This is a genomic window from Allobosea sp. LjRoot90 (genome assembly GCF_964254315.1).
Classification (GTDB): domain Bacteria; phylum Pseudomonadota; class Alphaproteobacteria; order Rhizobiales; family Beijerinckiaceae; genus Allobosea.
In genome coordinates, this window is sequence record NZ_CAXUTF020000003.1 from 296,042 (window position 1) to 317,622 (window position 21,581).

Consider the following 21,581-nt stretch of genomic DNA (forward strand, 5'->3'; position numbering starts at 1 on the left):
TCGGATCCCACCCCTATGCTTCGGAACGACGCGCATCCACGGCCAGCGACAGTGACCTGTCGCTAACGGCGGCGACGCCGATCCCGACAAGGTAAGCCGCGATATCGGCCCAGGCGAAGAAGCGGCCAAGGAGCAGAACGCCCAGGCGGGTTTGCCGAAATGCGTCCAGCCATGGCGCATGCCAGAGCTGGCTGGCCTCGACAGTCACCGCGACGCACGCTGCCAGCAATGCGATCCACGTCACGCGCCATTACGGACGCAGGAACGCAGCGAGGCAATAGACCATGGCGCCCCAGAGCGCGGAGCCGAGATACTTCGCGAGGATGGGCGGCCAACCCAGGCCCGGCAGGCGCGTCGTCAGGCCGATCGCGATGATGCCGATCGCAACGAGCGCAAGTACGACACGCCGCGATAGCCGGGTGTCCATCATGGCCGGTCGAGCGGTTGCGGGCGGTTGACCAGCGTCACCAGCGTGTAGCTGATGATCAGCAACAACGACCACGAGCCGAGCTTGGCGAACGAGACCATCGACCAGCCCTGCAATTGCGAGGGGTAGAGCCAGGTCCGTGTGAAGGTGCCGATGTTCTCCGAGAACCAGATGAACAGCGCGACAAGCAGCAGCCCGAGCAGGAGCGGCATCGAGCGATGCACGCGCCAGACCTTGAAATAGATTTTCGTCCGCGCAAACAGAACCCCGGCGAGCAGGAAGAGCCCGATACGGATATCGACCACATAGTGGTGCATGAAGAAATTGACATAGATCAGCACGCTGAGCGCGATCAGGGCCCAGCGCGGCGGATGGTTCGAGAAGCGGAAATCGAACAGCCGCCAGGCCCGACAGATATAGCTGCCGATGCACGCGTACATGAAGCCGGTGAACAGCGGCACGCCGCCGATCCGGAAGAAGCTCGGCTCCGGATAGATCCACGAGCCGACAGCCGTCTTGAAGATCTCCATCGCCGTGCCGACGACATGGTAGATCAGGATGACCTTGGCTTCCTCGGCCGTCTCGAGCCGCGTCAGGATCAGCCCGGCCTGGACCGCGACCATGCTGAGGAACAGGAAATCGTAGCGCGCCAACGCAGCGTCGCGCGGATAGACGAGATAGGTCGCGATCAGCAGGAAGACGACGATGCCGCCGAACAGGCAGGCCCAGGCCTGCTTCATGCCGAAGCGGATGAACTCGTAGAAGCCCGCCATGACCGGGCGGCCGGCCATGCGCTCGCCGAGGCGATCTTCGAGATCGATGAAACGAGCGAGCGGCGGCCAGATAGCGGCGGCGCTGGCCCCGGAGGCACGCATTCCGGGATTTTCCATGCGTGCCCCGAGGTCAAAAGCCGGGCGATCAGTTGTCCAGGAAGCTCCTGAGCTTCCGGCTGCGGCTCGGGTGCTTGAGCTTGCGCAGCGCCTTCGCCTCGATCTGCCGGATGCGCTCGCGGGTGACGCTGAACTGCTGGCCGACCTCTTCGAGGGTGTGGTCGGTGTTCATGCCGATGCCGAAGCGCATACGCAGCACGCGCTCCTCGCGCGGGGTGAGCGAGGCGAGCACGCGCGTGGTGGTCTCGCGCAGGTTCGACTGGATCGCCGCGTCGATCGGCAGGATCGCGTTCTTGTCCTCGATGAAGTCGCCGAGGTGCGAATCTTCCTCGTCGCCGATCGGGGTCTCCAGCGAGATCGGCTCCTTGGCGATCTTCAGGACCTTGCGGACCTTTTCCAGCGGCATGGCCAACTTCTCGGCCAGCTCCTCCGGGGTCGGCTCGCGGCCGATCTCGTGCAGCATCTGGCGCGAGGTCCGGACGATCTTGTTGATCGTCTCGATCATGTGCACCGGGATACGGATGGTGCGGGCCTGGTCGGCGATCGAGCGGGTGATCGCCTGCCGGATCCACCATGTCGCGTAGGTCGAGAACTTGTAGCCGCGGCGGTACTCGAACTTGTCGACCGCCTTCATCAGGCCGATGTTGCCTTCCTGGATCAGGTCGAGGAACTGCAGGCCGCGGTTCGTGTACTTCTTGGCGATCGAGATCACGAGACGCAGGTTCGCCTCGATCATCTCCTTCTTGGCCTGCCTGGCCTCGCGCTCGCCCTTCTGGACCATCAGCACGATCTTGCGGAACTCCTGGATCTCCAGGCCGGTCTCAGACGCCAGGGTATGGACGTCCTCGCGCAGCTCGCGGATGCGCTCCTTCTCCTGCGCGACGAATTCCTTCCAGCCGCGCGAGCCGAGCTTGGAGACGCGCAGCAGCCACTTCGGATCAAGCTCGGCGCCGATATGCTGCTTCAGGAAGTCCTCGCGGCCGACGCCATAGCTCTCGGCCAGGCGCAGCAGGCGGGTCTCGTGCGAGATCAAGCGCTTGTTGATGTCGTAGAGCTGCTCGACCAGCGCCTCGATGCGGTTGTTGTTGAGCGAGAGCGACTTCACCGCGGTGATGATGTCGTCCTTCAGCTTCTTGTATTTGCGGTCCTGCGACGGCGAGAGCTTGGTGTTCTCCAGCCGGTTGGCGATGTCCTGGTCCTGCAGGCGGCGCAGCTTGGTGTAGTTGCTGGCGATCGAGTCGAAGGTCTCGAGCACGCGCGGCTTCAGCTCGGCTTCCATGGCCGAGAGCGAGACATTGTTCTCGATGTCATCGTCGTCGCTATCCGGCGGCGGCTCGCCTTCGGCGCCGAAGGCAGGAGCCACTTCACCACCCTCGCCCTCTCCTTCGCCCTCACCCGGCAGCTGCTCCGGGTTCTTGCCGTCGGGGCCGGCATAGGTCGCTTCGAGGTCGATGATGTCGCGCAGGAGGACCTTGCCCTCCATCAATTCGTCGCGCCAGATGATGATCGCCTGGAAGGTCAGCGGGCTCTCGCAGAGCCCCGCGATCATCGCCTCGCGGCCGGCCTCGATGCGCTTGGCGATCGCGATTTCGCCCTCGCGCGAGAGCAGCTCGACCGAGCCCATCTCGCGCAGATACATCCGCACCGGATCGTCGGTGCGCTCGGTCGGCTCGAGATTGCGCTTGGTCTCGACCGGCAGCGCCGAGCGCTGGGTCTCGACGATGTCGCCGCCCTCGGGCTCGTCCTCTTCGCCTTCCTTGCCGCGGGCCGCCCGCTCCTCGCCGGCAGCTTCCGGGTCCTCGTTGTCGACGACGTTGATGCCCTGCTCGCTGAGCTGGCCGAGCACGTCCTCGATCTGCTCGGAGGAGAACTCCTCCGACGGCAGAACCTCGTTCAATTCGTCATAGGTGACATAGCCGCGCTTCTTGGCGAGCTTGATCATCCGCTTGACGGCCTGATCGGTGAGATCCAGCAGGGGGCTGTCCGTGCTCGGGGGCGCTTCGGGGGAACCCGCTTCGGACTTGTCCCGCTCGCTCACTTTGGTCGCCATAAATCAGCGCTCCGCCATCTTGCGCGTCGGATGCTGCCGCTCCGACGCAGAAAAGGGCGCCGCGGCTGCCGTTGCTGCCGCGCACCCCAACCTACTCATCCGTCACAGATAGCGCCGACCATCGTTGATGAATCGTGCACCATCTCGAAAGTCACCCCGGATCTGCCGACGAACGAGCAAAGCACCCAGCCTGGTCAGTCCTCGGGATTAGCCTCGGTCCCCTCGACTGCTTCGAGGCGGGCCTTGACGTCCTTCATCCAGGCGAAATTGGCTTCTGTTGGTTCGTCAGCCAATGCGCGTTCGGCTGCCTTCAGCTCGCTATGTAGCGTTCGTGCGCGATGATGCAAGACGAGAGCCTGACGAATCGAATCAAAAACCGATTCTAGATCAGCCGTTTGCAAGAGCTTCAGCCGCTCGGCCGGCTGGGTGACGGCGAGCAGCGCCGCCCTCGCCTCCGCCACCCGGGTCTGCTCCAACCTGCGCCCGAACGCCTCCTGGTCGAAGCTGCCGTCGAAGGCCGCTTCGAGCAGCGCCTGGCGGAAACGCTCGGCCGCCAACCCGTCGAGCGCGAGCTCGGCGATCTCGTCGACGCAGCGCATGACCAGATCCGCATGGCTCGCCAGCGCCAGCAGGATAAAGGCCTCGCGGGGATTTTCGCCATGCCGGCGCTGCATCAGCGGCGAGTTGGTGAGCTGCAGACTCGCGCGCACCTGCGACAGCGGCTGCCTCTCTGGGCCGCGCGGAAAACCGCGTCCGCCGCGCGCATTGCCGCCGAATCCGCCCTGCCGGCGCCCTTCGAAGCGCTCCTGCTGTGGTGGCGGGGCGAAGAGCTGACCGAGCCGCTCGTCGATCTCGCGGCGATAATGTCGGCGCGTCGCCTCGTCGCGGATCAGGCCGAGCGGCTCCTTCAGCCTGCGCTCGAAGGCGGCGCGCCGCTCGGGCGTATCGAGCTGGCTCGCCTCGAATTCGCGGGCCCAGAGCATGTCGACCAGCGGTTTCGCCGACCCGATCACCTCGGCGACCGCTGGCTTGCCGCCGGAGCGGGCGAGATCGTCGGGGTCCTGTCCCTCCGGCAGCAGCGCGAAGGAGAGCGAGCGTCCCGGCTCGAGCATTGGCAAGGCGAGGTCGATCGCCCGCCCCGCCGCCTTGCGGCCGGCCTTGTCGCCGTCGAGGCAGATCACCGGCTCGCCCGCCATGCGCCAGAGCAGCGCCAGCTGATCCTCGGTCAGCGCCGTGCCGAGCGGCGCCACCACCTGCGGGAAGCCGGCGAGCGTCATGGCGATGACGTCGACATAGCCCTCGACCACGATCACCTGGCCGGTGTCGTGCGCAGCTTTCCGGGCATTGTGATGATTGAACAGCAGCCCGCCCTTGTGGAAGAGCGGCGTCTCCGGCGAATTCAGATATTTCGCGGGGACATCGGCGCTCATCGCCCGGCCGCCGAAGGCGACGACGCGGCCGCGCGCATCGTGGATCGGGAACATGACCCGGTCGCGGAAGCGATCATAGGGCACAGCGATCTCCTCGCCATGCACCAGGAGCCCGGTCTCCATCATCGCATCCGCGCCGACGCCCTTGCCCGCGAGGTGGTCGCGCAGCGCGAATCGGTCGGGCGGCGCGTAGCCCATGCGGAAGAGCTGGCGCGCCGGCGCTTCCAGCCCGCGCCCCGACAGGTAGCGCCGCGCCAGCCCGCCGCGCTCGGATTGCAATTCGGCCTCGAAGAAGCGCGCCGCAAGCTCGACGACCTCGTGCAGCCCCTTGCGCTTCTCTTCCTGTACCTGCGCTTCGACGGAGACTTTCGGCAAGATAACGCCGGCTTCCGAAGCGAGCTTCTCGACCGCCTCCGGGAAGGAGAGCCCCTCGGTCTCCATCACGAACTTGAAGATGTCGCCGTTCTTGCCGGAGGAGAAATCGAAGAACGAGCCCTTCTGATCGTTGACGAAGAAGGACGGTGTCTTCTCGGCGTTGAAGGGCGAGAGCCCCTTCCATTCGCGGCCCGCCTTGGCGAGGCGCACACGTTTGCCCACGACCGCCGAGACTGGCAGCCGCGCCTTGATCTCCTCAAGGACGGAGGGCGGGAACTTCATGACTTCCTATCTGGCGATGCGGAGAGCTTGTGCCAATCGCCGATCGCAGCGCTCCCCCGATTATTGGCGCAATCCACAGCGCGTGATAGCCAGCCATGCTGGCGAAGCGAGGCAGGAGCGCGCCCGACTGTCGGAATGCGGCGGCAACGCCCAGGCTGCTCACGGACAGCGCAGCGGATCGTCCGCCAGGGCCGTCGCGACGCCCTCCGTCGGTAGCAGGACCGAGGCCTCGGCGGCGCGCAATTCAATCCGCTTCGCCTCGCGCAGGCTCGCCACCACCGGGCTCATCTGTGCGACACCAAAGCTGCCGTCAGGTGTCCAGGTCAGTTCGACCTCGTCGATGCCTGACTGGGCCTTGACCGGCACGCGCGTCGCCCTGCCGTCGGCTACGATCTCGATCGCCGACGGCAGGGCCTCCTTGAGCTGTGTCTTTGGCAGAACCGCCATCAGATAGGGGCCGCCGGCAATCGCCGGGTTGGCGCGAGCAGCCGCCGCATCCCCGCAATAGAAAGTGAGCCGCGTCCCGTCGGCGCCGCTCACCCCGGCATAGGACGTGCCCATCTGATAGCCGGTGCTCCAGCCCTGCGACTGAGCGAGGGCTGCCGGGCCTGGCAAGGCGAGGCCGAGCACCAGGACAACGATCACCTGTTTCGACATCGGAAGCCTCCTTTGCCGAAGCGCTGCCCCGTCGATATGGCGAAACTGCCGCCCGCTGGTCAGCCGCCCAGCAGCTGCTTTACCATAGGTGAGACCTTGGCGAAATCCATCTGACCGGCATAGGCGCCGCGGAGGGCGCCGATGACCTTGCCCATGTCCTTGACGGAAGCCGCGCCGGTTTCGGCAATGACCTCCTCGATCGCCCCCTTGATCTCCTCGTCGCTCATCTGCTTCGGCAGATAGGCGGAAATCACCGCGACCTCGGCGCGCTCGCCGTCGGCCAGTTCCGGCCGGCTGTTGGCGTCGTAGATCGCGATCGATTCCTGGCGCTGCTTGATCATCTTCTGCAGCAGCGCGAGAATCTCGTCCGGCGTCGCCTCGCCCTTGCCAGCCCCGCGCGCCTCGATGTCCTTGTCCTTCAGCGCCGCCTGGACCAGGCGGATGGTCGAGACCTTGCCCTTCTCGCCGGCCTTCATCGCGGTCTTCAGGTCGGCGGTGAACTGCTCACGCAGAGTGGACATGATGTTGCAAACCTTCTTCGTTCATTGACGGAGCGCGGGCGCCTGATTAAGGCTCGCGCTCCAGACCGGCAGCGCCGTTGCGCGCAGCCTTCACGCTTGCCGCAGCTTCCAGCGGCCTGGACGAGACATAGACATGACCGCTCATGAAGGAAACCCCGCCGCGCAAGGCTGGCAAGAGGGCTGGGTTGAACCGCGCGCGACCGCGGTGCTGGTGCTCGCCGACGGCACGGTGCTCGAAGGCTTCGGCCTCGGGGCCATCGCCCAGGCTCCCGGCGAGGTCTGCTTCAACACGGCGATGACCGGGTATCAGGAGATCCTGACCGACCCGTCCTATGCAGGGCAAATCATCACCTTCACCTTCCCGCATATCGGCAATGTCGGCGTCAACGAAGAGGACACCGAGACGGTCAATGCCGCCGCCTCCTCCGGCGTGCGCGGCATCGTGCTGCATGCCGAGGTGACGCAGCCCTCGAACTGGCGCGCGGCCAAGCATCTCGATGCCTGGCTCAAGGCCCGCAACATCGTCGGCATCTGCGGCGTCGACACCCGGGCACTGACCACGCTGATCCGCGAGAACGGCATGCCCAATGCGGTCATCGCCCATGACCCGGCCGGCAATTTCGAGATCGAGCGTCTGAAGAAAGAGGCCGCCGCCCTGCCCGACATGGCCGGGCTCGACCTCGTCCCGCTCGTCGCCGCGACCCAGCGCTATGACTGGGATGAGACGCCCTGGCAGTGGCCGCGCGGCTACGGCAAGCGCGAGAGCGCGGCGCATCGCGTCGTCGCCATCGACTACGGCGTCAAGCGCAACATCCTGCGTTTGCTGGCCAAGGCCGGCTGCGAGGTCGAGGTCGTGCCCTCGACCGCCAGCGCCAAGGACATCCTCGCGCTCAATCCCGACGGCGTCTTCCTGTCGAACGGCCCGGGCGACCCGGCCGCGACCGGCGAATACGCCGTGCCGGTGATCAGGGAGCTGCTGGACAGGAAGATCCCGACCTTCGGCATCTGCCTCGGCCATCAGATGCTGGCGCTCGCCATCGGCGGCCAGACCATGAAGATGAAGCAGGGCCATCACGGCGCCAATCATCCGGTCCAGGACAAGACTACCGGCAAGGTCGAGATCGTCTCGATGAACCACGGCTTCGCCGTCGACCCCGCCACGCTGCCGGCGAATGCGACCGAGACCCATGTCTCGCTCTTCGACGGTTCGAACTGCGGCATTGCGCTGACCGACCGACCGGCCTTCAGCGTCCAGCACCACCCGGAAGCCTCGCCCGGCCCGCAGGACAGCCACTACCTCTTCGCCCGCTTCGTCGAACTGATGGAAGCCGAGAAGGCGAAGAAGGCCGCCTGACAAAGGAGTTCGGCATGATCCACCAGTTGCGCATCAACGAAATCTTCGAGCGCAACAAGGCGGCGTTCCACGCCCGCTTCCGCGATCATGCCAGCCGGATCATGGCCCGCCACGGCTTCCGCATCCTGGCGATGTGGGAGACCAGGAGCGCCGGCCGCACCGAGTTCGCCTATCTCCTCGCCTGGCCCGACCTCGAGACCAAGACGGCGTGCTGGACGAGCTTCATGGCGGATCCGGAATGGCTCGAGATCAAGCGCATCAGCGTCATCGAGCATGGCGATCTCGTCGGCGCGATCGAGGATCGCGTGATGGTGCCGACCGACTATTCCCCGCCGCTGTGATTGACAGGCAGGCGCGCCAGCGCTCTAAGCGCGCCATGACTTTTGCCTGTCTGCTCGCCCGCAACTATTACGCGCCGTCCTCATAGAAGGCGGTCGCACTCCCATGCTCAACCGCCGCGCTGGCGGTTGAAATCAGGCAGTCACCCGGCATCGCGGCCCTCCCCGAGGACAACGCGATGCTTACCCCGAACAAGACCAATCCCTCCGTCGGCCTGATGGGCTTCGGCGCCTTCGGCCGCCTGATCGCCCGCCATCTCAGGCCGCATTGCCGCCTGCTCGCCTTCGACCCGGCGCTGCCCGCCGATACAGCCGCTGGCGGCATCATCGCCGCCGCACCGGCCGAGATCGCCGCCTGCGACATCGTCATTCTCGCCGTGCCGGTCGCGGCCCTCTCCGAGGCCATCGCGACATTAAGGCCGCATTTGCGCGCCGGGGCGATCGTCGTCGATGTCGGCTCGGTCAAGATCGGCCCGGCTGCGACCATGCTCGCCGAGTTGCCGGATCACGTCGAGATCGTCGGCACCCATCCGCTTTTCGGTCCCCAGAGCGGGCGCGACGGCATCGCCGGCCTCAAGATCGCGATCTGCCCGATCCGTGGCCCCAGCGCCTGGCGCATCGCCGCCTTCCTGCGCCGGACGCTCGGCCTCAAAGTCATCATAACGACACCGGAGGCGCATGATCGCGAGGCGGCGCTGGTCCAGGGCCTCACCCATCTCATCGCCAAGATCCTGGTCAGGATGGAGCCGCTGCCGCGGCGCATGACCACGGCGAGCTTCGACCTCCTGATGCGCGCCACCGAGATGGTGCGCCATGACAGTCCCGGCGTCTTCATGGCGATCGAACAAGCCAACCCGCATGCAAGGCCGGTGCGCGATCGCTTCTTCGCCCTGGCCGAGGAGATGCGGGCGCATCTCGACGACGACCGGCGGCAGGTGCGGGAGGAGGCGAGAAGCGAGGCGCTGCAGCCAGGCTAGAGCCTGCTGCTCAGCCGCGCCGCGCCGCCTCGATCGCGGCGACGTCGATCTTCGTCATGCCCATCATCGCCTCGAAGGCGCGCTTTGCCTCATTGCCGCCAGCCGCCAGCGCCTCGGTCAGCACGCGCGGCGTGATCTGCCAGGAGACGCCCCATTTGTCCTTGCACCAGCCGCACGCGCTCTCCTGGCCGCCATTGCCGACGATGGCGTTCCAGTAGCGGTCGGTCTCAGCCTGATCATCGGTGGCGATCTGGAACGAGAAGGCTTCGGTCTGCTTGAAGGCCGGACCGCCGTTGAGGCCGAGGCAAGCGACGCCGGCGACCGTGAAGTCGACCGTCAGCACGTCGCCCGCCTTGCCGGATGGATAGTCGCTGGGTGCGCGGTGGACGGCCGTCACCGCGCTGTCGGGAAAGATCTCGGCGTAGAAGCGGGCGGCAGCCTCCGCATCCTTGTCGTACCAGACGCAAATCGTGTTCTTTGCCATGGTTTTTCCCTTCGATCTTGAGCCGGATGCCAGTCCGATACCCCCAGCCATTGTCTGTCCATGTCAGGTAGCCGAGCGCATGTCCTCACCCGGGCCGACTCCCCTTCGCCCGCGGCGACGCGACTTCGGCGCGCCGGAGACCGATTTCAGCGCGCCTGGACTTCCCGAGCTTTGAGAAGAACCTGCCCTAAGCCGCCGCCTTGGCCTCCTGCCTGAGGAAGGTCGCGAGCTTGCCCACCGGCAGCTCGGCCTCCCCTGCAATGCGCGTCGCCAGCGCCACCGCCGCCGGGCGCGGCTGGCCCATCGGCCGGTCGAGCCAGTAGGAGACCGGGTTGAGCGCGGTACGGGCGTCGACCCTGGCGATCCGCCCGGCATCGACCTGCGCCTGCGCCAAGGGTGGACGTGCCAATGCGACGCCGAGTCCGGATGCGGCGGCGTCGAGCACGAGATTGTAGTCCTCGAAGCGCCGATCCTGCTGGCGCGGGCGGAAGTCGAGCCCCTGCGCATTGAACCAGGCGCGCCAGCCGGCAGCATCCGAATCATGGATCAGCGGCTGGTCGAGGAAGCGCTCAGGCTTGCCGTCGCCGATCGCCCTGGCCAGCTCCGGCGAGGCGATCGGGTAGCACCATTCCTCGAACAGCTGCACCGAGACCCGCCCCGGCGTGCCGCCGCGGCCGCAGCGAATGGCGAGGTCGATGCCCTCTTCTTCAAGGTCGACCTTGCGATGGTCGACCTGCAGCATGATCCGTACGGCGGGATCGCCGCTCTCGAGGCGCTGCCAGCGCGGCATCAGCCAGAGCGAGCAGACGGAAGGCGTCGCGCTGAAGCGCACCACCGCCGTCCCGCGCGGCTCGCTCCAGCGGTCGGATGAGTCGGCGAAGACGAGGAAGGCCTCCTGCGTGCGCTGGAACAGGCGCTGCCCCTCCGGCGTCAGCGCAACCCCGCGCGCCTGGCGCTCGAAGACGCGCAAGCCTAGCCAATGCTCCAGCTTGGCGACCTGCCGCGAGATCGCGCCATGGGTGAGGTTCAACGACTCGGCCGCGGCCGAGAAGCTGCCTGAGCGGGCAGCGGCCTCGAAGGCGCGCAGCGTGTCGAGCGGTGGAAGCGGCGAGCTGTGATCCATGCTCACAGCTCGCCATCGAATTACTCGTTTGTCAATCAGCTCCCCGGGGCGTCTATCGGGAGCGAACTGTCATTCGCCCCTGTGAGGCCACCATGACCACCGCCGCCCCCGCCGCGCCCACCCGGCCCGGCTCCACCCTCGATGCCATGCTGCTCTTCACCATCCCCTTCACCGTCATCGCCTGGGCCTCCTCCTTCCCAGCGATCCGGGCCGGCCTTGCCGGCTTCGGCGCGCTCGAACTCGCGGCACTGCGGTTCGCCATTGCCGGCGTGTTCGCAGCGCTCTTCCTGATCGTGATGCGTCCGAAGCTGCCCGAGCGCGCCGACATCTGGCGCTTCCTCACCGGCGGCATCGTCTTCATCGCGCTCTATGCGATTTTCCTCAATCTCGGCCAGCGCGTCGTCCCGGCGGGCGCCGCGAGCTTCATCATCAACACCAACCCGATCATGACGGCGGCGCTCGCCATGCTGGTCCTGAACGAGCGCTTCAGCCTGATCGCCTGGCTCGGCACAGCAATCGCCTTCGCCGGCATCGGCGTGATCGCGCTCGGCAACGGGCTCGACCTCAACATCGGCGTCAGCGTCCTGCTGATCCTCGGCGCTGCCCTGTGCAACTCGGTCTCGACCGTGGTGCAGAAGCCACTCTTCGCCCGTCACAAGCCGCTCACCGTCGCGGCCTGGAACATGGCGCTCGGCGGCCTCGCCCTCACGCCCTTCCTGCCCGCAGCGCTGGAGCAATTGCCGGCTGCTCCGGCACAGGCGATCTGGTCCGTGATCTGGCTTGCTTTGGTCTCGAGCGTCGTCGCCTACGGCACCTGGGCGATCACCCTCTCGCGCCTGCCGGCCGCCCGCGCCTCCAACTTCCAGTACTGCGTGCCGCCGGCCGCGATGCTGATCAGTTTCCTTTGGCTCGGCGAGATCCCAACGACGCTCGGCCTGATCGGCGGCGCGATGGCGCTGGCCGGCGTGGTGATCGTCAACCTGAAGCGCTGAGGCGCAAGCCCGCTCACCCGCTTTGCCGCACCCGGCTCTATGAAAAATAAAGAAGCAGACGATACTGCGAAACTTCACTGAACTCGGGTCTAAAATCTGGTCTTCATTCACTAAAAACCCGAGTTCAGACCCCGAATCCGACACGGTTGAAATGAAGAACAAGAGTGATGATTGACATCTCACCTCGAAAATCGTAGCGTGTTTTCGTCGATATTTGCTTGGACGGTCGGTTTTATTTTCGTGCTTCGGCGCGCTTCTGATGAACTCCCCCCTTTCGAAATCGTTCTGAATCCGCCGAGCAGTCGCATGGCGGACGACAGGTATTGCCAATAGGAGGGTTCTTCAATGGCCACCGGCACAGTGAAATGGTTCAATTCCACCAAGGGCTTCGGCTTCATTCAGCCTGACGACGGCAGCCAGGACGTCTTCGTCCACATCTCCGCTGTCGAGCGCGCTGGAATGCGCGATCTGCAGGAAGGCCAGAAGATCAGCTTCGAGGTCGCTCGCGACAACAAGTCGGGCAAGATGGCCGCCGAGCAGCTTCAGGCTGCGTGATCCGGACGTCATTCGTCGCGGTGACCATGGATGTACCGGCACCACTGACTGGAATGACTTCCAAGGGAAGGCCAAGCGTATGCTTGGCCTTTTTTTATGTGCCTGACCTGACCATCGAAACTAACGGGAGGCCATCTTGGCTGAACATTCAAAGCAGCGCACCAATGCCGACAACAATTTCCTGAAGGTCCAGACCCAGTCGCTCGCCCGCAACCGGATCATCTCCGAGGCTGACAGCATCGCCCAGGCCCGCGATGCGAACACCGCGAAGCTGCGGCAATTGCGGCTGCAGAAGGAAGCGCTGGAGCGCGAGGCGCAGGCCCTGGCGCCTGCCAAGCCCAAGGCACGCCGCAAGATCGTCCGCGCCTGACCGCAAGCCGGCCGCTCGCCCCGTGGCGAGTATCCCCGCTTTCAATGCTGCCGTCGCGCGGGCAGTGGCCAGTGGCGCTGCTTCGACAATTCGACATCGACATTCGGCACGCAGCCATCGACTGCGACGCCGCTTTAGCCCCGCGCCCTCCCTCGGACGGCGTTCTGCCTCAACCCCTCGCGGCGGTAAGCCGGCGAGGCTTGTGAGTGCGGCCGACCAATCGTTGCCGGGTTGAGCGGGTTTCCCTTCCCTACGGGGAAGAAGGCGACGCGAAGCGCTGACGGGCGAGGACGGCGCCACGGCGCCGCCCTCAGGATCGATCGGAGCGCGCGCCTGTCAGGACTGGAGGCGCCCGGCCTTGATGTATTCTACCATCTGGCTGACGACCGTTCCCCAGCCCTCGTGGAAGCCCATCTCTTCGTGCTGCTTGCGGCTGGCATCGCTGCCATGGATGGCCACGGCCCGATAATGCGTGCCGTTGCCGTCCCTGGCGAGGTCCAGGATGGCGGTGAAGAACGGGTTCGGCGAAGGCCGATAACCGCCGAGCAGCGTGTCGGTCATGACCAGCCGCTCCAGCGGCTTCACCTCGAGATAGCACTGGGTGTTGGCGAACTCCTGGCCCTCGGGCGAGCGCATGGTGAAGTTGATCGCGCCGCCGGGACGCAGGTCGAGGTCCAAGGCGGTGATCGCCCACGGCTTGGGCGCGAACCAGTTGCGCAGATGTTCCGGCGTCGTCCAGGCACGCCAGACGAGTTCGACCGGGACGTCGAGCTTGCGTTCGAGCAGCAGGTCTAGCTCGGGATTGATCGTGATCGCAGGCAAAGTCATTTGCTCTCCTCTTCCTTCAGGGTCATGACATAGGCGTCGAACCGGTCGAGGCGGCGCTCCCAGAGGTTGCGCTGGCGCCCGAGCCAATCCTCGGCGAGCTTCAACTGGTCAGTGGCCAGCTCGTAGGTCCTGACGCGCCCGGTCTTGTGCGAGCGCACGAGACCGCTCGTCTCGAGCACCTTCAGGTGCTCGACGAAGGACGGCAGGGCCATGGCATAGGGCGCGGCGAGCTCGCTCACCGAAGCCGGCCGCGCGGTCAGGCGCTCCAGCACATGCCGCCGCGTCGGATCGGACAAGGCCCGGAAGACCTGGTCCACGACGACGGGATGGGGCGCATGCTGCGTGCGGGCGCCGATTTGCGGTGTCACGGCCTTCCTCCCTGCCGACGGCTGCGCAGCAATCTGCGCGAGGCAGTGATAGGTGGACTCAATACTTAGGTCAATTCCTTAGTATTGGGGCATGGTTACCGCGACGGAAAACCCCTCTCCCGGATGGGAGAGGGGCAGGGGTGAGGGACCGCCGTTGATCATTGAAGCGCGACGGCACCGTTGCACTTTCTGCGGATAGTGCAGGCCCTCATCCCTGCCCTTCTCCCACACGGGAGAAGGGTTCCCGGCGCTCCTCCATCACGCGCAGCGCGTCGTCAGCGGGGATAACTCTCCAATCAATCCCCGCCCCCAAAACCTGACTTATGCTTCTCCCCGTCCCGCCCGAACCGAGGGGGCTTCGCGAGGCATCATGAGGCCGGGCGGGAGAGCGGTGTTTGTGGCGAAAGGGCCTTGCGAGCCTGAACGAGCATGCTCCGCAGAAGTGCGAACCACTTTTGCGACCAGAGTCTGCTCGTTCCACCACGGAGGGATTTCGTCGTTCGGGGCAGGCACCCCGGTCCAGCCGGACGCAACACACGGCGAGAACTCATAGAGAACCGCGCGCGGGGCTCGGGCAGTGGCCAGTGGCGCTGCCTCGACAATTCGACATCGACATTCGGCACGCAGCCGTCGACTGCAACGCCGCCTTAGCCCCGCGCCTCCCTCGGATGGCGTTCTCCTCAAACCCTCGCGGTGCAAGCCGGCGGGGTTTTGAGTGCGATCGACCAGCCGTTGCCGGGCTGAGCGAGCCTCTGCTACGCGGGAGAATGCTCCGTCCCCCGACCAAGCTCCAGCGCAGTGACATGGACGCGGTGGCTGCCGTGCACCGTGCGAGTTTCGATGATCGCCTGCCCTGGCTGGCGGGGCTGCATACGCCCGAGGAAGACCGCGCCTATTTCGGGAGCGTGGTCTTCGACGAATGCGAACTGTGGGGCACGTTCCACGGCCCGGCGCTGGCCGGCTTCATCGCCTTCCGCGATGGCTGGATCGACCAGCTCTATGTGCTGCCCGCCTATCAGGGCCGTGGTCTGGGCAGCGCCTTGCTGGAGATCGCGCGGGATCGCTACCGCGAGCTGAACCTCTGGACGTTTCAGCGCAACGCCATCGCCCGTCGCTTCTATGAACGACAGGGCTTCGTCGCGGTCGAGCTGACCGACGGATCGCGCAATGAAGAGCGCGAGCCTGACATTCGCTATGTCTGGCACAGGCGCTGACCAATCTCGTGATCGAGGCGTGATCTAAATCTCGGCGAACAGCCGTCGCTGCAGCTCATCCCACAGCTCCGGCGATTGCGCCGCCAGGATGCCGAAGCCCGGCTCGGCCGGCTTGTAGGGACGCCCGTCGAAGCGGGCCGCCCGGCCGCCGGCCTCTTCGAGGAAGAGCGTTCCCGGCGCATGGTCCCAGGGCAAGCCGCGCCAGAACACCACGAAGTGCTCCTCGCCGCGCACGATCGCGGGATATTCCTCGCCGGCGCAGTGCATGCCCGGCAGGATGGCGGCGAGATCCCGGCCATTGGCCTGCACGCGCGCCGTGATCTCGGCTGGCAGGAAGCGAGTGAGCACGCCGCCGCGCAGCGCAGCCCACCGTGGCGGTCGGCCCGCCCTGACACGCTCGCCATTGAGCCACGCGCCGGAGCCGCGCTCGGCGACATGCAGCGTGTCGGTCGCCGGGCTCAGCATCCAGGAGGCGACAGGCTCGCCCTCGCGCAGCAGCGCCACCATCATCGAGAAGCACGGGCTGCCCTTGATGAAATTGGCGGTGCCGTCGACGGGATCGACCACGAAGACCATGCCCTCGCCCAGCCCCTGCAGCAGCTCCGGCTGCGCCGAGACCGCCTCCTCCCCGATCACCCGCGACCCGGGCAGCAGCGCCGATAGCCCGGCGGTGAGGAGCCGCTCGGCTTCCTCGTCGGCGATAGTGACCTCCTCGCCGGGCGATTTCACCCGGACCTCGGCTTCCGCCAGCCGCTGGAAGCGCGGCATCACCGCCTGCACCGCGACCTCGCGCAGCAAGGTCGAGACCTGCTCGATCGGCGCATCTACGGTCATCGTCAAAGCCCTGCCCTGCCAGCGCGCAATCTCTTCCACGCAGTAGCCTTTACCCACCTATTGCGGAACAGGCATCAGCAGGCCAACTCTTACGCGGCCGAGGGAGAAGGTGGTGATCCGAAGCTTGATCTTACTCGCGCTGATCGCGTTCAGCTCGCCCGCCGCTGCTCGGGGCGCGAGTATCTGCAGTAGAGCCGTCGAATTGGGCGGCCCGCCTTGCGACTACGCCTGGTGGGTACCGCTTGCATGGGGAGCCGGCTTCTTCCTTCTTGCGATGCTGTGCTTTCTCGGCTGGATGCTTTGGATCTCGCGGCAGGCGCCAAAGCGCACGACGTTCCCGCTGGAACCACTGGATCACCCGAACAGGAGAGATGACGGCGCCGGCCGCGCGGACACCAATCCTAAAACCCTCGCGCCGCCAGCTCGGCTTCCGCCTGCGTGATGTAATCCCGGATCACCGGCACGGCGCTCTTGTGCGGGCCGAGCAGCAGCTGGAAGACCATGTCGCCACCGATGTCGAAGGAGATCGAGCAGGCGGAGAGGTAGAACTCCCACATCCGCGCGAAGCGCTCGCCCAGCATCGCGACCACCTCCGGCCGATGCGCCATGAAGCGCTCGCGCCAGGCTTCCAGCGTCCAGTGGTAGTGCCGGCGCCAGAACTCGCAGTCGGAATGCCAGAGCCCGGTCTGCTCGACCGCGGCGAAGACCTCCGACAGCGCCGGGGCATAGCCGCCGGGGAAGATGTATTTGTCGAAGAACGGGCCGGTGAAGCCAGGCGGGCCGACGCGGCCGATGCAGTGGACGAGCGCGATCCCGTCGGGGGTCAAGAGGTCGCGGATCTTCTCGAAATATTCGAGGTAATGCGCGACGCCGACATGCTCCATCATACCGACCGAGACGACGCGGTCGAACGTGCCGGTGAGCTCGCGATAGTCCTTGTTGATGAAGCTCACGGCATCGCCGACGCCGGCCGCCTCGGCACGCTTCTGCGCCGCTGCCATCTGGTCGGGCGAGACGTTGAGACCGGTGACCTTCGCCCCGCAGGCCTTGGCGAGATAGATCGAAAGCTCGCCCCAGCCCGAGCCGATGTCGAGAACGCGCATGCCCGGCTCGATCTTCAGCTTGGCGGCGAGGTGGCGGAGCTTGGCCTTCTGCGCGTTCTCCAAGCCGACCTCGGGACTGTGCCAGTAGGCGCAGGAATAGGTCATCGTCTCGTCGAGCCAGAGCCGATAGAAATCGGTCGGGATGTCGTAGTGGTGCTTGACCTTCTTGCCGGCGACGCCAAGCGGATTGTGCATCCGCCAGCGCCGGATCTTGAAGCGGATCTTGCGGATCGCCGCCTGCAGCGGATGCTTGCGCAGCTCGCTGCGCTGGATCCAGAACAGGGTCAGCAAATCGTGGATGGTCGAGCCGTCCTCGAACTCGATGCGCTCGTCCATATAGCCTTCGGCCAAAGCGAGCTCGGGATTGAGGAAGAGCTCGCGCTCGATCCGCGGATCCTTGAAGCGCACCGTCACCTCGCCGGCGACGACCGGCTTGCCGGCGAAGGTGAACTCAGTCCGGCCAGGCCCGAAGACATGCCGCTTTCCGTCCGGAGCGATGACGGTCAGGCGCCCCTTGCGGATCGAGCGCTTCAGGAGTTTCGGCAAAAGCAGCATGGTCGGCACGGCTCCGGTCGGTCGCGCGCAGGCTATTGGCTCGGCTGTGGCAGCACAAACGCTGCGCGCAATCAACCTGACTCCACAGTCGCCGCGGGCATGCTAGGGCTTAAGGCGAAGGCGCTTTCCGCGCCATCCTCCAAACGGGAACCCCGATGTCCTGGCGTGATTTCTGGAACGGCGAGCATGCGATCTACGTCTCGGATCGTCACAAGGCCCTGCATTATCGCCGCATTGCGCAGGATATCGCCGCCGCCGTGCCGTCCAAGGACGCAACCGTGCTCGACGTCGGCTGCGGCGAGGCGCTCTCGGCCGATCTCGTCGCCGCCGCCTGCGGCAAGCTGATCCTCTGCGAAGCGGCCCCGACCGTCCGCGACAAGCTGAGAGTCCGTTTCGACGCGCTCACCAATCTTTCGGTCGTCTCGCCGGAAGAGGTCGAGTCGCTGCCGGATGATTCGCTCGACCTCGTCGTCGCCAATTCGCTGATCCAGTATCTGAGCGAGGACGAATTGAAGCAGGCGCTGGCCACCTGGCTCGCCAAGCTGAAGCCGGGCGGCGAGCTCATCCTCGCCGACGTGATCCCGCCCGATCTCTCGCCCTTGACGGACGCGACCGAGCTGCTCGGGTTCGCCTGGCGCGGCGGCTTCCTTGTCGCGGCGCTCGGCGGGCTGGTCCGCACCGCCTTCTCTGACTACCGCAAGCTGCGCGCCCAATACGGTCTTTCGACCTATAGCGCCGTCGGCATCACCGCGCTGGTCGAAGCGGCCGGCTTCAAGGGCGTCACACGCCGTACGAATTTCGGCCATAACCCGTACCGCATGGCCTTTTCGGCTAGGAAGCAGCTCATACCGGAGGTTTGACGCCATGGCCTCGCTCGCGCTCGCTCTCACCTTCGTCGCGCTGGCCCTGGCCGGTGCCATGGCCGGCTTCTTCTACGCCTATTCGATGTCGGTGATGTGGGCGCTCGACGCGGTCGATCCCAAGGCCGCGATCGCGTCGATGCAGAGCATCAACATCGTCGTGCGCAACGCCATCTTCTTCCCGGCCTTCTTCGGCACCCCTGTGGTGGCGCTCATCGCCGCCGGGTTGTGGCGAGCACAGGGCCTGCACAATGTCGCCCTTCTGCTGGCGCTTGCGGCCATCGCCTATCTCGTCGGCACCTTCCTGGTCACGCTCGTGCTCAATGTCCCGATGAATGAAAGGCTCGCCCGGACGGTGATCCCGACTGAGATCGAAGCGGCTCGCACGATCTGGGAGAGCTACTCCATCCCCTGGACGCTGTGGAACCACATCCGCACGGTGTCGAGCGTCGCGACCCTCGGCCTCATCGGCTGGGCGCTCTACGCCGCCGGCAAGGCCTGATCACGCGAGGACGGATCCAATGCATATCGGCTTGATCGGGGGCATCGGCGTTGCGGCGACCGTGGTCTACTACCAGCGCCTGACGGCAGCTGCAGCGGCGCGGGGCGTGCCGAAACTCGAGCTCACGATCGTTCACGGCAAGATCCATGAACTGATCCGCAATAATCTCGCCGACCGCAGGACTGAACAGGCACAGGCGTTTCTGCCTCTCGTCACGCGCTTGCAGGATGCGGGCTGCGATTGCGCCGCCCTGTCGTCGCTCGGCGCGCATTTTTGCTTCGATGAATTGGCGGCCCTGTCGCCATTGCCGATCGTCTCCGCGGTCGCTCCGCTCGACGCCTATTTCGTCGACCAGGGCATCAAGCGGGTCGGGCTTCTCGGCACGCGGGTGGTGATGCGCACGCGTCTTTACAGCCAGCTCACTCGCACCGACGCCCTGGCGCTGGACGGCGAGATCGAGAGCCTCGGCCAGGCCTACCAGGACGTCGCCGTCACCGGCACCTGCTCAGGCTCGCAGCGAGAGCTGTTTCTCGATGCCGGACAGCGCATGATCGCCGCCGGGGCCGACGCCATCGTTCTCGCCGGAACCGATCTCAATCTGGCTTTCGATGGGCAGGACCCGGGATACAGGGTCATCGATGCCCTCGATGTCCATGTCGCGCTGCTTGCCGACCTCGCTGCGGGGCGCAAGACCTTGAGCGGTGTCCAGTCCTAGAAGCGGAGCAGCCTCTCACTCAGCCCGGTCGGCGAAGGAGAAGAATTTGTGCCCGGCGAAGGTGAAGATCATCACGATCAGCGTGGTGACCACTTGCATCGGCAGATAGGGCAAGCCGGCGACCTTGACGAAGAGGTGCATCAGCACGCCGGTCAGCAGGAAGCCGCCGAAGGCGATCAGGCCGAAGCGCCAGCTCGCCTCGCCATGGGTCCGGGTCGCCTCGAAGGTGAGCCAGCGGTTCAGCGTGTAGGAGACGACGGCACCGAGTGCAAAGCCCGCGAGCGAGGCCGGAACCGGATCGACCCCGGCGAGCTCGACCAGGCCGATCAGCAGCGCGTAATGCGCGACAGCCGTCACCCCGCCGGAGAAGGCGTAGGCGATGACCTGGCGACTATGGCGAGGAAGACGTTGCAGCATCCGGGATGCCTATACCCCGGATGCTGAACGGAAGCCTACGGGCAATCAGCCCGCATCGCTGCCGGCGAGATTGGCCGGCATGCCCTCGACCGGCAGGTCGAGCGCCTGCTTGAGCGTCTCGAGATTGTATTCGCGGATGCGGCCATTGGTCGGGTCGCTGACATAGGCGCTGCCGCCGACCACCGCGAGCGAGGGCGTGGGTGTCCTCGCGCCGTACTGGCAGTCGAAGGCCGGCACGGCGTCGAAGCTGGCGAGTTCCTTCCAGGCGGCGACGTCATAGACCCGGAGCTTGCCGTCCGGCGTCAGATTGGCGAGCCGCTTGCCATTGCCCGAGAGCTCGAACTGGCAGGCCGACTGGCCGCCGGGCACCGGCAGGACATCGCTTGCAGACAGCGACTTGGCGGTTGGGTCGACCCTGATCAGGCCGTCATAAGGCGAGGTCTTGCCGTAATTGGCGACCATGAACTTCGCGCCGACCCTGGCCTTGATCGCGCTGATCCGGCGCTCGTCGGGATAGGCGAGCTTGTGCGCGCTGAACTTGGCGCCGGCCTGCGACAGCACCAGCATGCCGCCGCCCTCGCCTTCGGCGCAGCCGAAGACATGGCGGCCATCGGCCGCGGCATGGCCGTGATAGAGCTTGCAGGAGGCATCGGCCTTGGCCGGATCGTTGAAGGAGGCGAGCTTGGCCCAGCTGCCTTTCGCCCGGTCGAGGATCTCGAAGCCATCGGGCCGCGATGAGGCGCTGCGGTCATCGCCTTTGACATAGGCTGGATTCGGCACCGACATCAGCCAGCGCCCCTCGCCCAACGGCACGACGATGCCGTGCTGCGGCCCCGGGCTCGGCCATTCCGTCAGCGCCGGCTTGTCCTTGGCGAGATCGTTGATCGCGACCAGCACCGCCTTCGCCGTGCTCTGGCCGTCCCAGGGGCGGATGCCGTCATAGAACAAAGCGAGCTGGCCATGGCCGGAGATGACATGGGCCGGCTTCTGGCCGGTCAGCGCGAGGTCGGTGAGCTTCACCGGCCCCTTCTCGACGTCGTTGTGGTCGCCATGCGATTCGATCGTCAGGCCGGTGTCGAGGAAGCGGATCGTGCCGGCATCATCGCCAGTCTTGATCACGACGAAGCGACCACCCTGCGCGGTGGCGAAACCGGGATTGGCCTTGGGCAGGTCGAAGCTGTGCGTGACCTCCCCGGTATCGAGATCGAGCACGCGCACGACCGGCTTCTCATGGTCGGCGAAGACCAGACGGCCGCGCAGCACGGCATGGTCATGGGCGAGCGCCGGCAGGCTCGAAAGCACGGCCGACATGGCGAGCGTGGACAACAGGGAAAGCGGACGCATGGCAGTCTCCAGGACG

25 protein-coding genes are annotated in these 21,581 nt (G+C 65.9%); 10 read left to right on the top strand and 15 right to left on the bottom strand.

Features of this window, described 5'->3' with window-relative positions:
* Positions 1-13 precede the first annotated feature (13 nt).
* From ACSQ3M_RS13470 to ACSQ3M_RS13500, 7 genes are all read right to left on the bottom strand, one after another.
* Positions 14-244 (bottom strand): DUF2809 domain-containing protein, encoded by a 231-nt coding sequence (locus ACSQ3M_RS13470; RefSeq protein ID WP_436150588.1) that lies wholly within the window; start codon positions 242-244, stop codon positions 14-16.
* A gap of 6 nt (positions 245-250) precedes the next feature.
* Entirely contained in the window at positions 251-427 is a 177-nt protein-coding gene (locus ACSQ3M_RS13475; protein WP_436150589.1) for a hypothetical protein, read from the bottom strand.
* Positions 427-1,302: a DUF817 domain-containing protein gene (locus ACSQ3M_RS13480; RefSeq protein WP_436150590.1), complete on the bottom strand. Its 876-nt coding sequence runs from the start codon at positions 1,300-1,302 to the stop codon at positions 427-429. The genes ACSQ3M_RS13475 and ACSQ3M_RS13480 overlap by 1 nt, the downstream gene beginning before the upstream one ends.
* A 43-nt stretch (positions 1,303-1,345) precedes the next feature.
* Positions 1,346-3,367, bottom strand: a complete 2,022-nt coding sequence (rpoD, locus tag ACSQ3M_RS13485) for an RNA polymerase sigma factor RpoD (protein WP_436150591.1) — start codon at positions 3,365-3,367, stop codon at positions 1,346-1,348.
* A gap of 194 nt (positions 3,368-3,561) precedes the next feature.
* Positions 3,562-5,454 (bottom strand): DNA primase, encoded by a 1,893-nt coding sequence (dnaG, locus tag ACSQ3M_RS13490; protein WP_436150592.1) that lies wholly within the window; start codon positions 5,452-5,454, stop codon positions 3,562-3,564.
* A gap of 159 nt (positions 5,455-5,613) precedes the next feature.
* The gene (locus tag ACSQ3M_RS13495) at positions 5,614-6,111 is read right to left on the bottom strand and encodes a hypothetical protein (protein ID WP_436150593.1); all 498 of its coding nucleotides are present in this window, start codon (positions 6,109-6,111) and stop codon (positions 5,614-5,616) included.
* Between the two features lie 59 nt (positions 6,112-6,170).
* Positions 6,171-6,632, bottom strand: coding sequence for a GatB/YqeY domain-containing protein (locus ACSQ3M_RS13500; protein WP_436150594.1), 462 nt, complete (start codon positions 6,630-6,632; stop codon positions 6,171-6,173).
* Between the two features lie 133 nt (positions 6,633-6,765).
* Here ACSQ3M_RS13500 and carA point away from each other — a divergent pair, with 133 nt between their 5' ends.
* From carA to ACSQ3M_RS13515, 3 genes are all read left to right on the top strand, one after another.
* The gene (gene carA / locus ACSQ3M_RS13505) at positions 6,766-7,986 is read left to right on the top strand and encodes a glutamine-hydrolyzing carbamoyl-phosphate synthase small subunit (protein ID WP_436150595.1); all 1,221 of its coding nucleotides are present in this window, start codon (positions 6,766-6,768) and stop codon (positions 7,984-7,986) included.
* 14 nt (positions 7,987-8,000) lie between these two features.
* Positions 8,001-8,327: an NIPSNAP family protein gene (locus tag ACSQ3M_RS13510; RefSeq protein ID WP_436150596.1), complete on the top strand. Its 327-nt coding sequence runs from the start codon at positions 8,001-8,003 to the stop codon at positions 8,325-8,327.
* Positions 8,328-8,503: 176 nt separating this feature from the next.
* The gene (locus ACSQ3M_RS13515; protein WP_436150597.1) at positions 8,504-9,301 is read left to right on the top strand and encodes a prephenate dehydrogenase/arogenate dehydrogenase family protein; all 798 of its coding nucleotides are present in this window, start codon (positions 8,504-8,506) and stop codon (positions 9,299-9,301) included.
* A gap of 10 nt (positions 9,302-9,311) precedes the next feature.
* On the opposite strand, the gene ACSQ3M_RS13520 is transcribed toward ACSQ3M_RS13515, so the two are convergent.
* Both ACSQ3M_RS13520 and ACSQ3M_RS13525 read right to left on the bottom strand, forming a co-directional pair.
* Positions 9,312-9,785, bottom strand: coding sequence for a VOC family protein (locus ACSQ3M_RS13520; protein WP_436150598.1), 474 nt, complete (start codon positions 9,783-9,785; stop codon positions 9,312-9,314).
* 187 nt (positions 9,786-9,972) lie between these two features.
* Positions 9,973-10,908, bottom strand: coding sequence for a LysR substrate-binding domain-containing protein (locus ACSQ3M_RS13525; protein WP_436150599.1), 936 nt, complete (start codon positions 10,906-10,908; stop codon positions 9,973-9,975).
* 92 nt (positions 10,909-11,000) lie between these two features.
* Here ACSQ3M_RS13525 and ACSQ3M_RS13530 point away from each other — a divergent pair, with 92 nt between their 5' ends.
* The 3 genes from ACSQ3M_RS13530 to ACSQ3M_RS13540 all read left to right on the top strand — a co-directional run bounded on the left by ACSQ3M_RS13530 (position 11,001) and on the right by ACSQ3M_RS13540 (position 12,825).
* Entirely contained in the window at positions 11,001-11,900 is a 900-nt protein-coding gene (locus ACSQ3M_RS13530; protein WP_436150600.1) for a DMT family transporter, read from the top strand.
* Between the two features lie 345 nt (positions 11,901-12,245).
* Positions 12,246-12,455: a cold-shock protein gene (locus ACSQ3M_RS13535; RefSeq protein ID WP_057190805.1), complete on the top strand. Its 210-nt coding sequence runs from the start codon at positions 12,246-12,248 to the stop codon at positions 12,453-12,455.
* Positions 12,456-12,591: 136 nt separating this feature from the next.
* Positions 12,592-12,825, top strand: coding sequence for a hypothetical protein (locus tag ACSQ3M_RS13540; RefSeq protein WP_436150601.1), 234 nt, complete (start codon positions 12,592-12,594; stop codon positions 12,823-12,825).
* 336 nt (positions 12,826-13,161) lie between these two features.
* On the opposite strand, the gene ACSQ3M_RS13545 is transcribed toward ACSQ3M_RS13540, so the two are convergent.
* Together ACSQ3M_RS13545 and ACSQ3M_RS13550 are read right to left on the bottom strand one after the other, a co-directional pair.
* Positions 13,162-13,653, bottom strand: a complete 492-nt coding sequence (locus tag ACSQ3M_RS13545; RefSeq protein ID WP_436150602.1) for an SRPBCC family protein — start codon at positions 13,651-13,653, stop codon at positions 13,162-13,164.
* A complete protein-coding gene (locus ACSQ3M_RS13550; protein ID WP_436150603.1) occupies positions 13,650-14,021 on the bottom strand; it encodes an ArsR/SmtB family transcription factor in 372 nt (123 codons plus the stop codon). The genes ACSQ3M_RS13545 and ACSQ3M_RS13550 overlap by 4 nt, the downstream gene beginning before the upstream one ends.
* 767 nt (positions 14,022-14,788) lie before the next feature.
* On the opposite strand from ACSQ3M_RS13550, the gene ACSQ3M_RS13555 reads away from it, so the two are divergent.
* Entirely contained in the window at positions 14,789-15,235 is a 447-nt protein-coding gene (locus ACSQ3M_RS13555) for a GNAT family N-acetyltransferase (RefSeq protein ID WP_436150604.1), read from the top strand.
* A 24-nt stretch (positions 15,236-15,259) separates the two neighbouring features.
* Here ACSQ3M_RS13555 and ACSQ3M_RS13560 read toward each other — a convergent pair whose 3' ends face one another.
* Both ACSQ3M_RS13560 and ACSQ3M_RS13565 read right to left on the bottom strand, forming a co-directional pair.
* Entirely contained in the window at positions 15,260-16,069 is an 810-nt protein-coding gene (locus ACSQ3M_RS13560) for an inositol monophosphatase family protein (RefSeq protein WP_436150605.1), read from the bottom strand.
* A 401-nt stretch (positions 16,070-16,470) separates the two neighbouring features.
* The gene (locus ACSQ3M_RS13565) at positions 16,471-17,727 is read right to left on the bottom strand and encodes a class I SAM-dependent methyltransferase (protein WP_436150606.1); all 1,257 of its coding nucleotides are present in this window, start codon (positions 17,725-17,727) and stop codon (positions 16,471-16,473) included.
* Between the two features lie 155 nt (positions 17,728-17,882).
* On the opposite strand from ACSQ3M_RS13565, the gene ACSQ3M_RS13570 reads away from it, so the two are divergent.
* Genes ACSQ3M_RS13570 through ACSQ3M_RS13580 form a run of 3 tightly spaced genes read left to right on the top strand, consistent with a single transcriptional unit; the run spans position 17,883 to position 19,804 of the window.
* Positions 17,883-18,587 (top strand): class I SAM-dependent methyltransferase, encoded by a 705-nt coding sequence (locus ACSQ3M_RS13570; protein ID WP_436150607.1) that lies wholly within the window; start codon positions 17,883-17,885, stop codon positions 18,585-18,587.
* A 4-nt stretch (positions 18,588-18,591) separates the two neighbouring features.
* A complete protein-coding gene (locus tag ACSQ3M_RS13575) occupies positions 18,592-19,089 on the top strand; it encodes a DUF1772 domain-containing protein (RefSeq protein ID WP_436150608.1) in 498 nt (165 codons plus the stop codon).
* Between the two features lie 19 nt (positions 19,090-19,108).
* Positions 19,109-19,804, top strand: a complete 696-nt coding sequence (locus tag ACSQ3M_RS13580; RefSeq protein WP_436150609.1) for an aspartate/glutamate racemase family protein — start codon at positions 19,109-19,111, stop codon at positions 19,802-19,804.
* 15 nt (positions 19,805-19,819) lie between these two features.
* Here ACSQ3M_RS13580 and ACSQ3M_RS13585 read toward each other — a convergent pair whose 3' ends face one another.
* Together ACSQ3M_RS13585 and ACSQ3M_RS13590 are read right to left on the bottom strand one after the other, a co-directional pair.
* On the bottom strand, positions 19,820-20,221 hold the full coding sequence (locus ACSQ3M_RS13585; RefSeq protein WP_436150610.1) for a GtrA family protein: 402 nt from the start codon (positions 20,219-20,221) through the stop codon (positions 19,820-19,822).
* Between the two features lie 45 nt (positions 20,222-20,266).
* Positions 20,267-21,565: a YncE family protein gene (locus tag ACSQ3M_RS13590; protein WP_436150611.1), complete on the bottom strand. Its 1,299-nt coding sequence runs from the start codon at positions 21,563-21,565 to the stop codon at positions 20,267-20,269.
* Between the last annotated feature and the right edge of the window lie 16 nt (positions 21,566-21,581).

Excerpts from the sequence above, each read along its gene's own strand:
- ACSQ3M_RS13580 (WP_436150609.1), top strand. The coding sequence starts at position 19,109 with ATGCATATCGGCTTGATCGGGGGCATCGGCGTTGCGGCGACCGTGGTC.
- ACSQ3M_RS13590 (WP_436150611.1), bottom strand. The coding sequence starts at position 21,565 with ATGCGTCCGCTTTCCCTGTTGTCCACGCTCGCCATGTCGGCCGTGCTT.
- ACSQ3M_RS13555 (WP_436150604.1), top strand. The coding sequence starts at position 14,789 with ATGCTCCGTCCCCCGACCAAGCTCCAGCGCAGTGACATGGACGCGGTG.
- ACSQ3M_RS13545 (WP_436150602.1), bottom strand. The coding sequence starts at position 13,653 with ATGACTTTGCCTGCGATCACGATCAATCCCGAGCTAGACCTGCTGCTC.
- ACSQ3M_RS13530 (WP_436150600.1), top strand. The coding sequence starts at position 11,001 with ATGACCACCGCCGCCCCCGCCGCGCCCACCCGGCCCGGCTCCACCCTC.
- carA (WP_436150595.1), top strand. The coding sequence starts at position 6,766 with ATGACCGCTCATGAAGGAAACCCCGCCGCGCAAGGCTGGCAAGAGGGC.
- ACSQ3M_RS13570 (WP_436150607.1), top strand. The coding sequence starts at position 17,883 with ATGTCCTGGCGTGATTTCTGGAACGGCGAGCATGCGATCTACGTCTCG.
- ACSQ3M_RS13480 (WP_436150590.1), bottom strand. The coding sequence starts at position 1,302 with ATGCGTGCCTCCGGGGCCAGCGCCGCCGCTATCTGGCCGCCGCTCGCT.
- ACSQ3M_RS13575 (WP_436150608.1), top strand. The coding sequence starts at position 18,592 with ATGGCCTCGCTCGCGCTCGCTCTCACCTTCGTCGCGCTGGCCCTGGCC.
- ACSQ3M_RS13565 (WP_436150606.1), bottom strand. The coding sequence starts at position 17,727 with ATGCTGCTTTTGCCGAAACTCCTGAAGCGCTCGATCCGCAAGGGGCGC.
- ACSQ3M_RS13525 (WP_436150599.1), bottom strand. The coding sequence starts at position 10,908 with ATGGATCACAGCTCGCCGCTTCCACCGCTCGACACGCTGCGCGCCTTC.
- ACSQ3M_RS13585 (WP_436150610.1), bottom strand. The coding sequence starts at position 20,221 with ATGCTGCAACGTCTTCCTCGCCATAGTCGCCAGGTCATCGCCTACGCC.
- ACSQ3M_RS13510 (WP_436150596.1), top strand. The coding sequence starts at position 8,001 with ATGATCCACCAGTTGCGCATCAACGAAATCTTCGAGCGCAACAAGGCG.
- dnaG (WP_436150592.1), bottom strand. The coding sequence starts at position 5,454 with ATGAAGTTCCCGCCCTCCGTCCTTGAGGAGATCAAGGCGCGGCTGCCA.
- ACSQ3M_RS13500 (WP_436150594.1), bottom strand. The coding sequence starts at position 6,632 with ATGTCCACTCTGCGTGAGCAGTTCACCGCCGACCTGAAGACCGCGATG.
- ACSQ3M_RS13560 (WP_436150605.1), bottom strand. The coding sequence starts at position 16,069 with ATGACCGTAGATGCGCCGATCGAGCAGGTCTCGACCTTGCTGCGCGAG.
- ACSQ3M_RS13515 (WP_436150597.1), top strand. The coding sequence starts at position 8,504 with ATGCTTACCCCGAACAAGACCAATCCCTCCGTCGGCCTGATGGGCTTC.
- ACSQ3M_RS13520 (WP_436150598.1), bottom strand. The coding sequence starts at position 9,785 with ATGGCAAAGAACACGATTTGCGTCTGGTACGACAAGGATGCGGAGGCT.
- ACSQ3M_RS13495 (WP_436150593.1), bottom strand. The coding sequence starts at position 6,111 with ATGTCGAAACAGGTGATCGTTGTCCTGGTGCTCGGCCTCGCCTTGCCA.
- ACSQ3M_RS13535 (WP_057190805.1), top strand. The coding sequence starts at position 12,246 with ATGGCCACCGGCACAGTGAAATGGTTCAATTCCACCAAGGGCTTCGGC.
- ACSQ3M_RS13475 (WP_436150589.1), bottom strand. The coding sequence starts at position 427 with ATGGACACCCGGCTATCGCGGCGTGTCGTACTTGCGCTCGTTGCGATC.
- rpoD (WP_436150591.1), bottom strand. The coding sequence starts at position 3,367 with ATGGCGACCAAAGTGAGCGAGCGGGACAAGTCCGAAGCGGGTTCCCCC.